This is a genomic window from uncultured Bradyrhizobium sp. (assembly GCF_964252615.1).
Classification (GTDB): Bacteria; Pseudomonadota; Alphaproteobacteria; order Rhizobiales; family Xanthobacteraceae; genus Bradyrhizobium.
The window spans coordinates 13802-28066 of the sequence record NZ_CAXUNQ010000058.1 but is presented as its reverse complement, the minus strand read 5'-3'; the positions used below and the strand labels follow the sequence as shown (position 1 = coordinate 28066).

General features: G+C 64.3%; 10 protein-coding genes. 3 read left to right on the top strand and 7 right to left on the bottom strand.

The genetic code is table 11. The features are described from left to right. Nucleotides 1–274: 274 nt before the first annotated feature. Nucleotides 275–733, bottom strand: a complete 459-nt coding sequence (locus ACFE72_RS21220; RefSeq protein ID WP_375415093.1) for a transglycosylase SLT domain-containing protein — start codon at nucleotides 731–733, stop codon at nucleotides 275–277. Nucleotides 734–897: 164 nt separating this feature from the next. Between ACFE72_RS21220 and ACFE72_RS21215 the strand changes: the two genes are divergently transcribed. Together ACFE72_RS21215 and ACFE72_RS21210 are read left to right on the top strand one after the other, a co-directional pair. Then, on the top strand, nucleotides 898–2388 hold the full coding sequence (locus ACFE72_RS21215) for a hypothetical protein (protein WP_375415092.1): 1491 nt from the start codon (nucleotides 898–900) through the stop codon (nucleotides 2386–2388). A 214-nt stretch (nucleotides 2389–2602) separates the two neighbouring features. Then, nucleotides 2603–3160, top strand: a complete 558-nt coding sequence (locus ACFE72_RS21210) for a PRC-barrel domain-containing protein (protein ID WP_375415091.1) — start codon at nucleotides 2603–2605, stop codon at nucleotides 3158–3160. Nucleotides 3161–3232: 72 nt separating this feature from the next. Here the strand turns inward: ACFE72_RS21210 and ACFE72_RS21205 are convergent, their stop codons facing one another. From ACFE72_RS21205 to ACFE72_RS21180, 6 genes are all read right to left on the bottom strand, one after another. Next, nucleotides 3233–4444 (bottom strand): ABC transporter substrate-binding protein, encoded by a 1212-nt coding sequence (locus ACFE72_RS21205; protein WP_375415090.1) that lies wholly within the window; start codon nucleotides 4442–4444, stop codon nucleotides 3233–3235. Between the two features lie 286 nt (nucleotides 4445–4730). Then, entirely contained in the window at nucleotides 4731–6275 is a 1545-nt protein-coding gene (locus ACFE72_RS21200) for a DUF4403 family protein (protein WP_375415089.1), read from the bottom strand. 122 nt (nucleotides 6276–6397) lie between these two features. Beyond that, nucleotides 6398–7084, bottom strand: coding sequence for a L,D-transpeptidase (locus tag ACFE72_RS21195; RefSeq protein WP_375415088.1), 687 nt, complete (start codon nucleotides 7082–7084; stop codon nucleotides 6398–6400). Nucleotides 7085–7338: 254 nt separating this feature from the next. Next, on the bottom strand, nucleotides 7339–8148 hold the full coding sequence (locus ACFE72_RS21190; protein WP_375415095.1) for an ABC transporter permease: 810 nt from the start codon (nucleotides 8146–8148) through the stop codon (nucleotides 7339–7341). Between the two features lie 47 nt (nucleotides 8149–8195). Further along, nucleotides 8196–8996 carry an ABC transporter ATP-binding protein gene (locus ACFE72_RS21185; protein ID WP_375415087.1) on the bottom strand — a complete coding sequence of 267 codons (801 nt, stop codon included), beginning with the start codon at nucleotides 8994–8996 and terminating at the stop codon, nucleotides 8196–8198. Between the two features lie 157 nt (nucleotides 8997–9153). Next, nucleotides 9154–10164 (bottom strand): ABC transporter substrate-binding protein, encoded by a 1011-nt coding sequence (locus ACFE72_RS21180; RefSeq protein ID WP_375415086.1) that lies wholly within the window; start codon nucleotides 10162–10164, stop codon nucleotides 9154–9156. A gap of 748 nt (nucleotides 10165–10912) precedes the next feature. On the opposite strand from ACFE72_RS21180, the gene ACFE72_RS21175 reads away from it, so the two are divergent. Next, the coding region (locus tag ACFE72_RS21175; RefSeq protein WP_375415085.1) for a beta strand repeat-containing protein at nucleotides 10913–14265 on the top strand (3353 nt) is incomplete at its 3' end.

Genomic DNA, 14265 nt, shown 5'->3' with positions numbered 1-14265 from the left:
CGCCGTCATGCCCGGCCTTGTGCCGGGCATCCACGTCTTTCTTTCCGATGTGGAGGTCAGACGTGGATGGCCGGGACGAACCCTGTTATATGCACCCATCTCGGCCGTCATGGCCGGGCTTGACCCGCGTATGATGAGATGTGTGCATCCAGTAGGGCTTGACCCGGAAATCCGTGCACTTCTAAACGACTCTTCCGAAGTTGGATGGATACGCGGGTCAGGCGCGTATGGCGGGATGTGCGAAACTGGCGGGGACAAGCCCGGCCATGACGGCTTACTTCGCCACTTGCTGCGCACTGGCGCTGGTCAGTTCTTCCAGCCGCGGCGGCGGCTGATGCCGTTGCCGCTTGGCGGCATAATAATAGCCGCTGGCATAATAGCGCACGGCGCGTCCATGGTCTCCGTTTGCAGCGCGGTAGGCGCCGGCGAGGTACTTGACCGCCCAGGTGAGGTTGGTATCGGGATCACGCAGCCCCTCCGCAGTCCCGGTGTAGCCGAGGCCACGCGCGGTACCGAGCTTGATCTGCATCAAGCCGATGTTGCCGCGGCTGATCAGGGCCGGCCGATAGCCGCTTTCGCGCACGATCACCCGGTGCACCAGCGCTTCCGGCAGATTGTTGGCCCTGGCATGGGTCGCGACCAGGGCATCGTACTGCGCGTCGCGCGCCAACGCACCCGAACAAGACAGAGCCATGACGGCGATCGGTCCCGCGAGGAAAACCGTTGATTTCATTGATAGGAGCCTCGGCCAGCCGGATGACGCGTTGGACAAAGCTTACGCGCCGCAACTGTGGCTAAATCCCGGCATTCTCGTGCGGTGCCAGTTCGCCGATTTACCAAGAATTATGCCCTCCCGTGCTTCGATCGCCGGGAACCCGCTCATGACAGGTATCCGCAATGACGATGTCCGCGACCCATGCCGCCGAGCGCGCCGGCCCGATGCGCGGGCTGCTGCCGGTATGGGTCGGCGCCGGCATTTATGCGGTGTTCGTGCTGGCCGGAAATCATCTGCTGATCGACCCGGACACGATGTGGCAGATCACCATCGGCCAGTGGATCGTTGATCACGGCACGGTACCGCATACCGACGCCTATTCGTTCACGATGCGCGGTCAGCCATGGATCTCGACGCAATGGCTGGCGCAAGTCGCGTATGCCGCCGCCTATGCAGCCGCGGGCTGGACCGGGCCGGTGGTGCTGGCATCGGCCTGTATCGCGACGACGTTCGCGCTGTTCACCCGGTTTCTGGCGAAGCGCCTCAACGAAAGCACGACGCTGGTATTTATCGCGACGGCGCTGGCGCTGACCGTGCCGCATCTTTTGGCGCGGCCTCACGTATTGGCGTTGCCGGTGATGACGGCATGGGTCGGCGGACTGGTGCAGGCCGCCGATCGCCGCGCCGCGCCATCGTTCTGGCTGCTGCCGCTGATTGCGCTGTGGGCCAACCTGCATGGCGGTTTCGTGCTCGGCCTTGCACTGGTGGCGCCGATCGCGGCCGATGCAGTGTGGAATGCCGATGCGCGCATGCGCAAACCGCTGGCGCTGCGATGGGCCGCGTTTGCCGCCGCATCGCTCGCCGCGAGCTGCCTGACGCCTTATGGCTGGAATTCGCTGCTGGCATCGCGAAAAATCCTGGCCCTGGGCGAGGCGCTGCCGCTGATCATGGAATGGCGTCCGGCGGACTTTTCCGCTGTCGGTCCGCTGGAAATCTGCCTGCTGCTGGGGCTGGCACTCGCGCTGTATCGCGGCATCACGCTGCCCCCGCTGCGCATCGTGCTGCTGCTCGGCCTGCTTCACATAGCGCTCAGCCAGATGCGCAGCCTGGAAATTTTCGCGCTGCTGGTGCCGCTGTTTCTCGCCGCTCCCCTGGCAAAGCAGATCGGCGCGGCCGAGGACGCCAAGGCGACGATTTCGCCGCCGCACGGCGCGCTCATCGCAGGTCTCGCGGTCACCCTGCTGGCAGGCACCATGGCCTGTGCGTCGATGATTCGCTTCGAGCCGCACATGCGCGGTTCGCCGGTCGCGGCGGTTGCTGAACTGAAGAAGCTCAATTTCAGCCGCGTGTTCAACGACTACGACTTCGGCGGCTATCTGATCGCCAGCGGCGTGGCACCCTTCATCGACGGGCGCACCGAACTATATGGGGAAAAATTCTTTGTCGCGCACAACAGCGCCAGCGGGCTGATGAAGCCGGAGAATCTGTTCCGCCTGCTGGACGACTACAGAATCGAGGCGACGCTGATGCGGACGCAAAGCGCCGCGACCAAGCTGCTCGACCATATCGACGGCTGGCAGAAGATCTACGCCGACGAACTCGCGACGATCCACATCCGCAAACCGGGGGCGGCGCATACCGCCGAGCCCGCGGTCGATCCATCGGCCTATTAAAAGCCGGCTTCGGCGGTGCCGTGGCCGCGTCCCTGGCTTTCGACCCACAACGCCGACCGGCGGTAATTGCATGCTCCTGAAAAGCTCCCGTTCCAACAGAAGGGCCGTTTTGCGCCGCGTCAACGCCTCGGGAACCCGAAATAGTCGTGCAACCTAGGAACCGAGACCACGGCTGCGGGTTTTCTCCACACCAGCTTTATTCAAGGAGCGACTGATGATGCGGAGATATTTGACTGCAAGTCTCATGGGAACAGCGCTACTGGCCACGGCAGCTTTCGCACAGACCCCGGCGCCATCGAGCGACACCAATATGGCCCCCGCCGCTGCAAGCGATCAATCTTCCTATCAGGGCACGTGGCGGGCATCGAAGCTGGTCGGCTTGAACGTCTATAACGAAAACAATGAGAGCCTGGGTTCGATCAACGACCTGCTGACCGACAAGAGCGGAAACATCAAGGCGGCGGTGATCGGCGTCGGAGGTTTTCTCGGCGTGGGCGAGCATCTGGTCGCCGTGCCGATGGACAAGCTGAAATTCGTCAACGAACCCGTAGCCTATGCCGGCGCGGGCGGCGCGAGAAGCACCGCTACGACGCCGACCGGGATGGCGCCGTCGACCACCACCACGGGCACGGCAACCACGACCACCACGACCCCCACAACCGCGCCGGCGGCGACCGCTTCCAAGCCGAACCCCTGGTATCCTGACCACGCGGTCTTCAATGCCAGCAAGGACCAGTTGAAGGCGATGCCGGAGTTCAAATATTCGACCTAAGCGACCTGAAAAGCAGGTAGTCTGGAAGCGCGTTCGGCCATTGCCGGACGCGCTTCTTTTCGTGGCGGAGCCTCAATTGGTTTTCACCAGCGGGCAGCCGCCCTTGTCGAGCGGGCGGAACGCTTCATCGGCAGGCACGGTGGCGAGCAGCTTGTAGAGGTCCCATTCGTTTTTGGATTCCTCCGGCTTCTTGACCTCGAACAGATACATGTCGTGGACCATGCGGCCGTCAATGCGGATCTGTCCGTGCCTGGCGAAAAAGTCGCTGATCGGCGTTGCCCGCATCTGCTCCATCACCTTCGGCGCTTCGTCGGTGCCGATTGCCTCGATCGCTTTCAGGTAATGCATGGTTGCCGAATAGAGTCCGGCCTGGATCATGGTCGGCATGTGTCCGACCTTCTCGTTGAACCGCTTGGAAAATGCCCGGGTCTCGTCGTTCATGTCCCAATAGAACGCGTCGGTTACGATCAGGCCCTGGGTTTCCTTGGCGCCGAGCGCATGGGTGTCGGTGATCTCCTGCAACAGCGCGATCATCTTCTGGCCGCCCTTGACGATACCGAATTCGGCGGCCTGCTTTAGCGCATTGGTGGTGTCGCCGCCGGCATTGGCGAGCGCGACGACCTTGGCTTTCGAAGCCTGCGCCTGCAACAGGTAGGACGAAAAGTCCGACGAGTTGAGCGGATGCCGGACATTGCCGAGCACCTTGCCGCCGGATTCCTTCACGACATTGGCGGCGTCGCGCTCCAGCGCCATGCCGAACGCGTAGTCGGCGGTGACGAAGAACCAGCTATCCTCGCCGCGTTTCACCATCGCCTTGCCGGCGACGTTGGAGAGCGAATAGGTATCGTAGGTCCAGTGAACCGTGTTCGGCGAGCAGGCAACCCCGGTGAGATCGGAACTGCCGCCGCCGGAATTGATGTTGATCTTGTTCTTCTCGCGTGTCAGCGCCGACACCGGCAACGCCACCGAAGACGTCGGCACGTCGAAGATGGCGTCGACCTTCTCGTTGTCGTACCAGTTGCGCGCGATGCCGACGCCGACATCGGGCTTGTTCTGGTGATCGGCGGAAATCACCACCACCGGCTTGCCCCTGACCTTGCCGCCGTAGTCGGCGACCGCCATCTCCGTCGCCGCCAGCGAACCCTTGCCGGTGGCATCGGCGTACAGGCTCGACATGTCGGTAAGCACGCCGATCTTGACCACGCCGTCGGAAATCTCGGCGCGCGCGGCGCCGGACGAGACCAGCGCCAGGCCGGTCACAAGCGCGGCTGTGAAGGATTTCATTGCAGTCTCCTTGGAAATTTTTTTGAACGAGTTAGTTGGCGGGACTCTTTCTATCCAGCTTCCGCCGCATCGGCATAGCCGACTTTCAGCCAATTCAGCGGCCGACTTCGTGGTTTTGATTGCGTCTTTCGGCTAGGAATCGCGATGTCAGGTTGACGAGCCGCGTCAGCACGCGCTGCGTGAGCAACGCTGCGGCAGCTCACACGTGCATGTCATTATTGCTGCGGGACGTTGTGGCTGAAGGCGTCTGCAACGTCATGGCGCAGGCGGCACCGCCATCGGCGCGTCACAATCCGGGCAGCGCCGTCACCGCGACATCGATCGCGCCATTTGCTTCCGCAACCACGCGCAGCGTTTTTGAATCGAAGGCGATGCCGGCCAGCCGCAGCGTGGTGATTTCGGCGGCGATGCGGACGCCATTGTCGTTCTTTTTGAAATCGGAGATCACCTCGGCGATTTTTCTCTGCGCGTTCGACGCGAACGGCTTGAGGTCGATCACGGCTTTTTCCGCCAGTGCCTGTTGCAGATAAGGTGCGGCGGCGCGCGTGGCGCCGCCGAGCAGCCCGAACGCGGATCCGGATTCCAGCGCGAGTTCGATGTCGGTCAGCCGCAGGATTTGCTGAGCCGGATCGAGTGCCGGCCGGCCCCAGATGTGCACGTTGGCTTCGCCGCTGAAGCCGAAGAAGCTTTTCTTTTCTTTCACATCGACGAGCAGGGAAATCAGCAGCCTGTCGCCGGAAGCCGCGATACCGGCCCGCTTCACGATGACATCCACCGGTCCGGAGCCGTCTTGCGGAAACGTCTTGCCGGCGAACTGCGCCTCAAGAAGCTTGCTGAGCGCTGTGAACGGCATGTCGATCGGCACCCCGATGCTGACGCGTCCGGGCGCCGGGGGCACGATGGTGAGCGTGGCGGGAAACGGGCAATCAGGTTGGGTCTGCGACGAGGTGATGCGGGTTTCGGCCTCGAGCCCGAGCATCAATGTGACGGCGTTGGCATCGATGCGCGGCTGCGCGGCCACCGCGTTGGTCGGCCGCAGTTCCAGCCACAGCGGCGGCAACGACGAGGCTGCGCCCTGCAAAGGGATCGAGCGGCACAGTTTGCTCCATTGCGCCCGCGCGCCGGTTTCGAGGGCCGGATCGTTGCGGATGCGCGCCTGCGTGGCGGCAAGTTGATCGTTGACCGCCTTGTCGATCACCGGCTTCATCTGCGCCGGCACGTTAACGCGCGCGCCGGCCACCGTCAGGCTGGAGTCATTCATATTCACCTGCGCGGCAAGGTTCGGCTCGAGGCGCCAGCTCGCCGCGATCTGCGGCCGTGCGGTTATCGCGACATTGCCTTTGATTTCGGCCGACGCGTTGATGTTCTTGATGTTGATGCTGCCGATCTGCCTGGCGGCATTGGCGCCGAGCAGGCCGCCGAGCACGTCGCCGACCGCGCCGGTCACTTTCGAGGACAGCGATCCCGTTACGTTCAGGGTTCCGGTGAGCGGCGTCGCCAGCGTCAACGTGCCCCCGGCGCCGGAGGCCGATATCGGCCCGCGCGCCGCGCTCCAGGCGATATCGGCGTTCTGCAGGATCTGCTCCACCGGATTGGCGGCCTTGCCGGCGAAATTGCGCGGGGTGCCGCGGTCGGCGGCGCCGCGGATCGCATCAAGGGTGATTGCGACCGGCGCGATGATGGTGGAGGTGCGCGGAACGGCGGGAAGCGGCGGGAGTTCGACCAGCTTCGGCCCGGCGCCGCCCGGCGCCAACCAGTCCATCGCCTTGAAGCTGACGAGAAACGAGACCGCGATGATCGCGAGCGCGATCAGAATCGTTTTGAGACGCATCGTCCCCCCGGTTTGTCGCACCCGAGGAGAATTTACACCACAAGGCGGGCAAAGCGAAGCGTGCCCACCTTACGAAAAAAGGCCCCGGCGAATGCCGGAGCCGCTTCATGTCTGATCGGGATTTAGCGGACGACGTTGCCGAGATCGGCGCGGCGATCCATCGGCAGCACGATCACCTTGGCGCCGACATTGACCCTGGAATAGAGATCGGCGACGTCTTCGTTGGTGAGGCGGATGCAGCCCGACGACACGCGGGTGCCGATGGTGCCGGGCGCGTTGGTGCCGTGGATGCGGTAGATGGTGCCGCCGAGATACATGGCGCGGGCGCCGAGCGGATTGCCGGGGCCGCCGGCCATCTGCCGCGGCAGGTAGGGCTGGCGCGCGATCATTTCCGGCGGCGGGGTCCAATCCGGCCATTCCGCCTTCCTGGTGATCGACTGCGTGCCCGACCAGGTGAAACCGTCGCGGCCGACGCCGATGCCGTAGCGCATCGCCTGGCCGCCGCCCATCACGAGATACAGATAGGTGTTGGGCGTATCGATGATGATGGTGCCCGGCGCCTCGCGGGTGGCGTAAGCGACCATCTGGCGCTTCAGGCGCGCCGGCAATTCGACGGCGACGCCGTCTTCGTCGGCCTGCGGCGGGGCCTGCACCTGCGGCGCCTGCGCCGGCGGGGTCATGACGAACGGAAACAGTTGCACCGGAGCAGCACCCGTGGCGGCGGAAAATGCAACAACGCCGATGGCCAGCGCGCCGAAAGCAACGGCTGCACGGCATGAGTTTGCCTTGATCGAATCCAGCTTGAACATCGCAGATCCCCTGTTTCAGTCTGTTTGAGCGCCAACTCAATGCGCCTTTCCGGCGCGTCGTTAACGAAATGATTACGGGGCCACGGTTTCCGGACGTTTGCTCCGGAGCGGCAAAATGGTTTCGTCGTGGGGAGAATTGTTTCGTCGCGGACGCCGCCGACGACATAATCGGGGGGCTCCGGCCTCCCGGATGCGGCGCAGCATCCGTCGGCCGAGCGGCAACGGCCGAACCTACCGGGGGCCGGCCGCTGCCATCATTCGTTGACCGCGGTTTCCGGGCGCCAGGTCAGCAACCGGTCCTCGATCAGGGTCAGCACCCACTCGGCGACCAGCGCCACCACCGCGATCACGATCATCGCGGCGAACACGCCGTTGGAGTCGAACGAGCCCTGCGCGGTCGCGATCAGCAGGCCCATGCCCTCGCGTGCACCCAGGAATTCGCCGACGATGGCTCCGACCAGCGCAAAGCCGAAACTGACATGAAGGCTGGCCAGGATCCAGGACAGCGCCGAAGGGATCACCACCGCGCGGGTCATCTGCCAGTCGCTGGCGCCGAGAATGCGCGCGTTCGCAATCAGGTTCTTGTCGGCCTCGCGCACGCCCTGAAAAGCATTGGCGAACACCACGAAGAACACCATCACCACGGCGAGCGCGATCTTCGACGCGGCGCCGAGGCCCAGGGCGACGATGAAGATCGAGCCGAGCACCACGCGCGGGATCGAGTTCGCCACCTTGATGTAGATCGAGAACACGTCCGACAGCAGCTGATTGCGCCCCAATGCGATGCCGCACAGGATGCCCATTACCGCGCCGATCAGGAAGCCCGCGCCGGCCTCATAGATCGTCACCCAGATCTGCTTCCATAACGGGCCGATCGAGGTGCCGTTCGAGAACCAGTCGATCAGCTTGTCGACGATGCCGCTGGGCTGGCCGAAGAAGAATGGATCGATCAGCCCGGCGCGAACGCCGAGTTCCCAGCCGCCGACCAGAAACACCAGCACGGCGAGCCGCAAGGCGAGCACCAGCCGCGCGCGGCGGCGCATGCGCTCGACCATGGTCTCCATCCGCGCGTCGGGAACGATGGGGGTCGGAATCGCGGTTTCGGCCATGCTCAGTGTCCGGCCCGGGCGCGCAAAACTTCCTCGCGCAGGTCGTCGGAAATTTTTCGCGCGATGGCGATGAAGCGCTCGTCGTAGCGCAGCGTGGCGACGTCGCGCGGGCGGGGCAGGTCGATGGCGTGAACCGACTTCACCCGGGCAGGCCGCGTGGTCAGCACCGCGACACGGTCGGCCAGCAGGATCGCCTCGTCGAGATCGTGGGTGACGAACAGCACCGCCGATTTCGCCTGCGCCCAGAGTTGAAGAAGTTCTTCCTGCATCAACTCGCGGGTCTGCACGTCGAGCGCGGAGAACGGCTCGTCCATCAGCAGCACCTGCGGATTGTTGATGAAGGTCTGCGCCAGCGCCACGCGCTTGCGCATGCCGCCGGAGAGCTGGTGCGGGTGATGATCCTCAAATCCATTCAGGCCGACGCGGACGATCCAGTCGCGCGCCGTCGCTTCGGCCCTGGCCTTCGGCACGCCGCGAAACAACGGCCCGGCCATGACGTTGCCGAGCACGTTGCGCCAGGGAAACACCGCGTCCTGCTGGAACACGAAACCGACGCGGCGATCGACGCCGTTCACCGGCGCGTCGAACAGGGTGACGGCGCCGGCCTGAGGACGCGCGAGGCCCGCGATCAGCCCCAGCGTCGTCGACTTGCCGCAGCCGGTCGGGCCGACCACCGCGCAGAATTCACCGGGCGCAATCGAAAGGTCGAAGTCTTCCAGCGCCGAGAGCACGTTGCCGTCGGGCGTGACGAAGCGGCGGGCGACGTTTTTCAGCGCGATTGCGGAGGAGGCGGGTGCGTCCATGCGTTTTTATCCATTGCTTAAAAGTGCACGTAGTCCCGGCGAAGGCGGGATCCGTAACCCTTGGCCCCGCTATCGGTTCCGTACAACAACGACACTGGCACAACCGGAACATAGAGGACACGGCATGGATCCTCGCCTTCGCGAGGGCGACGAGCGCTCAATGCGTCGCGTTGGCCTTGATGACGAATTCGGTGGTGTAGGTCCTGGACAGATCGATGGTCTTGCCCTGTACGTTGGGCGAGAAGCCCGATAGCACCTTGAGCACCGATTCCGGCGCGCCCTGCGGCATCATGCCGTCCGGCGAATACTGCGCCTTGCCCTCGCGCAGGCCCTGCACATAGAGATCGAGCTCGCCCGCGTAATAATCCTTCGGCATTTGCGCTGCGATTTCCTCCGGCGAATGCGTGTTCATCCACTTCAGCGTCTTGACGAAGACGTTGACGATCTTCTGCGTCAGCTCCTTGTTGGCCTCCATATAGGCGCGGTCCATATAGAGGCAGGCCGCGGGATAATCGCCGCCGAGCGCGGCGCGTGCCCCTTCCGGCGTGCGCAGGTCGATGCCGACCTTGGCGGTGCCGTTCTTCACCGCGCGCGCCACCGTCGGCTCCGTGGTCATGCCGGAAACGATCTTGCCCTGCTGCATCGCCGCCAGAAAGGTGTCGCCGGCGCCGACCGGCACCAGCGAATAATCCTGCGCCTTCAAGCCTGCCTTGGCGGCCAGCGCGCGGGTGAGAAAATCCGTGGCGGAACCGAGCCCGGTGACACCGAGCGCCTGGCCTTTCCAGTTGGCGGGATCCTTCAGCTTCTCCGCGTCGGCGGCCTTTACCAGCACCACTTCACCGGGCGAAATGCCGAACTGCACCACGTCGGTGATGAACTTGCCCTTCGACTGCAGGTCGATGGTGTGATCGTAGAACCCGACCACGCCCTGCACCTCGCGCGCCAGCAGCGCAGTGGCGGCCTGCGAGCCCGAGGTCGAATTGAACAATTCGACGTCGAGCCCCTGTTCCTTGAAGAAACCGAGCTGTGCGGCGAGTTTCGCCGGCAGATAAATCTGCTTGTCGATGCCGCCGACCATGATCTTGACCGGGGTCTGCGCGGAAGCCGGCGCGGCGGTAAGCGCGGCGGCGAGCGGGAGGACGAGAAGGGCGGCGAGGAGCTTGCGCATGGCGTTTCCTTGACGTTTTACTTGCGACGGATGACCGCGTGGCGGCCGATCATCCAAGCTATTTTCGGCGGCGAGAACGTTGGATGATGAGGCCTTTCGCGCCCGGCAGAGTCAATGCGTCGTTTGGCGCGGTGTCGGAGCAAGAAAGCTGTTCGATCGGCGTCGCCCTGCGCGGAGAACCTGCAAGGATCGTCTTGGAGGCAAGATCATAACGTCGGCACGATCAGCGCCGCGGTGGGGACAGGCCGCGGGGTGAGGATAAAACGTAGCTTTTCCGCAACAGCTTGCGGGAATCCGCTTCGCGGCGGACTGGATTTGCATTGAATCTATCGTGGGTTGCGGGCGATGCCGTGACTCCCGATTTCGGGTTTGCGAAAGTTCCGGCCGGGTACGTCGCGTTCGGCGGCGGCGAGTTCGGGTGGTTGCGGCGTTGCGTCTTCTTCTTCCCATACGAGGCCATCGGAGCGCTGCGCCGCTCGCCGGCGCGATGTTGGTCAGCGCGGGCCTCTTGCTGGCAACCGCTGCCCGGGCACAGTCGGTGTGGCACGGTCCTGGCTTCACCACAAATACGATGAATTACAATCTGGGCACCAATTGGGGCTCGGCTCTTGCGCCGGTCGGGCCCGGGCAATCCGCGATTTTCAAAAACAACGGAAAAGCAAACATCAACGTAACCTCGGGCCCGATCTCACCGGACTCGTGGACGTTCAGCACGAACTCACAATCCTACACAATTGGCGGCGCTGACGTGAATTTCAGTCTTGCCGGCGCGAACGGCGGCATCATCAACAAGGCGAATGCCGGCCAGATCATCACCATCAACAACAACATCGGTGAAATCTTCGCTGGCGTGCGCGTGCATCAGGACGGCAACAGCACCCTGATCCTGTCGGGCGCCAATACCTACTCCGGCAACACCACGATCAGCGCCGGTGCGCTGCAGGTCACCAACAACGGTTCGGTCGGCACCGGCAACGTCATCCTCGACGGCGGCATCTTTCAGGCCGATGGGTTGAGCAATCTGAAGTTCGACAACAGATTCAGGATCAATGCGGCCGGCGGCGCGATCGATGCCCACGGCGCGACGCTGACGCTTTCCGGCAAAATCAGCAACGGCACCGGCGCAGGTCCGCTCGAGGTGCTCGATACCATTGGCGGCGGCCGCGTGGTCTTCATCGGCACCAACACCTATACGGGCGGCACCACGATCTGCAATTGCGGGACGTTGCAGCTGGGTACCGCCGCCAACTCCGGAAGCATCATCGGCACCATTGACAACAAAGGCACCTTCAATATCGTCAATGCCGACACCTCCGGCATCACGACGCTCACCAACCAGCCCGGCGCGATTGCGACTTTCCGCAATTCGACCGACGCTGGAACGATGACGATCAATAATCGTATTTTTGCCGGCACCGTGTTCAACAACGCCTCTGCGGGTCAGGCCACCATCAACACTATTGCCGGATCGGGCGTCGGATTCGTCAAATTCACCAAGAACAGCACTGCGGCCGATGCGACGATCAACAACGCAGGCTTCAACTACGTGATGTTCAACGACAAGGCCAAGCTCGAAGGCGGCAGGATCGTCAATGCCGACGCCGGGGCGGTGCTTTTCTATTCGAACAGCAGCGCCGGAAACATTGCGGCGTCGATCACCAATAATGATTATGGCCAGGTTCATTTCCGGGACAACAGCACGGCCGGCAGCGCAACCATCACCAATAACGACGCCGCTGCGCTGGATTTCAACAACCACGCTTCCGCCGACAGCGCCGTGATCGTGAATAACAGCTCCTACGGCATGGACTTCCGCAATCACAGCACCGCCGGCAATGCCTTCATCACCACCAACGCCGCCAGTGCGACCTACTTCTCCGGCCACAGCGACGGCGCCAGCGCGCGGTTCGAGACCGCATCGGGCGGCATCGTCGATTTCTCGGAAAGCCGGGGGCCTAACAATGACGGCCGCATCAATGCAGGGTCCATCGCCGGCGCGGGCAGCTACTACATCGGCGGCGGCAATACGCTGGTCACCGGCGGCAACGACCGCTCCACCGAGGTCAGCGGCGTCATCGACGATAACAATCTCTGCGGCTGCACCACCGGTCCCGGCGCGCTGGAGAAGATCGGCGTCGGCACGCTGACGCTGTCCGGCGCCAACAGCTACACCGGCGGCACCACCATCACCGCCGGCACGCTGCAACTCGGCAATAACACGACAGCGGGATCGATCCTCGGCGATGTCGTGAACAACGCCACGCTCGCCTTCCGGCGATCGAACGCCTATCAGTTCGACGGCGCGATCTCGGGCAGCGGCGCGGTCCAGCAGGACGGCGCGGGCACGACGATCCTGACGGCCGGCAACAGCTATACCGGCGCGACCACGATCACTGCCGGCACGCTGGCACTCTCCGGCACGGGCAGCATCACCGGTTCGAGTGACGTGATCGCCAATGGCGCGTTCGACATTTCAGGCGCCGCGGCGGGAGTCTCGATCAAGACCCTGTCGGGCGCGGGCACCGTGGCGCTGGGCAGCCGGACGCTGACCCTGACCAATGCGTCCGGTACGTTTGCGGGCGCGATCGGCGGCAGCGGCGGCGTCACGCTTGCAGCCGGGACAGAGACCTTGTCCGGCGTCAATGGCTATACCGGCGCAACGACGATCACCGGCGGCACGCTGGCGCTCTCGGGCGCGGGCAGCGTCGGCAGTTCGAGCGGCGTCCTTGCCGGCGGCGCGTTCGATATATCCGGCGTGAGCGCGGCCGATACCTCGATTCAGACGCTCACTGGCGGCGGCAGCGTTACCCTCGGTGCCAAGACGCTGACCCTGACCAACGCTTCGGGAAATTTCGCGGGCGCGATCGGCGGCAATGGCGGCATGACCGTCGCTGCGGGAACGCAGACGCTGTCCGGCAGCAACAGCTACGCCGGCGCCACCGCCATCACTGCCGGCACGCTGGCGCTATCCGGCACCGGCAGCATCGCCAGTTCGAGCAGCGTGATCGCCAATGGCGCGTTCGACATCTCGGCCACCACCGCCGGAGCCGCGATCAAGAACCTGTCCGGCACGGGCACCGTGGCGCTGGGCAGCCGGACGCTGACGCTGACCAACGCTTCCGGCGCGTTCGCCGGCGACGGCGGCCTGATCAAGCAGGGCGCCGGACTTTTCACGTTGTCGGGCGCCAGCACCTATCTCGGCGCCACCACGGTTGCGGGCGGCAACCTGCGGGTCAATGGATCAATCGCAAGCGCGGTCACCGTGCAGTCCGGCGCGATGCTGTCGGGCACCGGCTCGGTCGGCGGCGCGGTCACCGTTTTGTCCGGCGGCACGTTGTCGGCGGGCCAGAGCCCGGGAACCCTGACGCTCGGCGCGCTGAACCTGAACGCCGGTTCGACCTCGGTTTTCGAACTGGGTTCGGCAGGCGTGGCCGGCGGCGCGAGCAACGATCTCGTCCGTGTCACCGGCAACCTTACGCTGGGCGGCACCTTGTCGGTCAACGCGCCGTCGGCGGGTTACTACCGGCTGTTCGATTACGGGACGCTGGCGGCCGGCGGTTTCGACGTCATCAGCGGCAGCAGCAACGGCACGCCTGCCGTGCTGACCAACGTGCCCAACCAGGTCAACCTGCTGATCGCGGCGGCCGGCCAGCACATCCAGTTCTGGGACGGCGCCGATCAAACCGGCAACGGCGTCGTCAATGGCGGCACCGGCACCTGGAGCGCCGTCAGGACCAATTGGACCGGCGCGCCCGGGCAGGCCGGCATCAACGACCAATGGCACGGCTCCGTCGGCGTGTTTGCAGGCACGGCAGGGACCGTCACGATCGCTGCAGCGCAGGCTTTCGACACGCTGCAGTTCAGCACCACCGGCTATGTCCTGAATGCAGGCGCCGGCGGCCAACTGCAACTCGCCGGGCTGTCCGGCATTGGCGCCATCAACACCGACACCGGTATCGCCGCGACGATCGACGCACCGATCGTCAACGGCACTGCGCAAAGCCTGACCAAGGCCGGCGGCGGCACGCTGATCCTCGCCGGCGCCGGTAGCTACAGCGGCGGCACCACGATTTCCGGCGGTACGCTGCAACTCGGCGATGG

Excerpts from the sequence above, each read along its gene's own strand:
- ACFE72_RS21200 (WP_375415089.1), bottom strand. The coding sequence starts at position 6,275 with ATGCGTCTCAAAACGATTCTGATCGCGCTCGCGATCATCGCGGTCTCG.
- ACFE72_RS21205 (WP_375415090.1), bottom strand. The coding sequence starts at position 4,444 with ATGAAATCCTTCACAGCCGCGCTTGTGACCGGCCTGGCGCTGGTCTCG.
- ACFE72_RS21185 (WP_375415087.1), bottom strand. The coding sequence starts at position 8,996 with ATGGACGCACCCGCCTCCTCCGCAATCGCGCTGAAAAACGTCGCCCGC.
- ACFE72_RS21195 (WP_375415088.1), bottom strand. The coding sequence starts at position 7,084 with ATGTTCAAGCTGGATTCGATCAAGGCAAACTCATGCCGTGCAGCCGTT.
- ACFE72_RS21215 (WP_375415092.1), top strand. The coding sequence starts at position 898 with ATGACGATGTCCGCGACCCATGCCGCCGAGCGCGCCGGCCCGATGCGC.
- ACFE72_RS21220 (WP_375415093.1), bottom strand. The coding sequence starts at position 733 with ATGAAATCAACGGTTTTCCTCGCGGGACCGATCGCCGTCATGGCTCTG.
- ACFE72_RS21190 (WP_375415095.1), bottom strand. The coding sequence starts at position 8,148 with ATGGAGACCATGGTCGAGCGCATGCGCCGCCGCGCGCGGCTGGTGCTC.
- ACFE72_RS21210 (WP_375415091.1), top strand. The coding sequence starts at position 2,603 with ATGATGCGGAGATATTTGACTGCAAGTCTCATGGGAACAGCGCTACTG.
- ACFE72_RS21180 (WP_375415086.1), bottom strand. The coding sequence starts at position 10,164 with ATGCGCAAGCTCCTCGCCGCCCTTCTCGTCCTCCCGCTCGCCGCCGCG.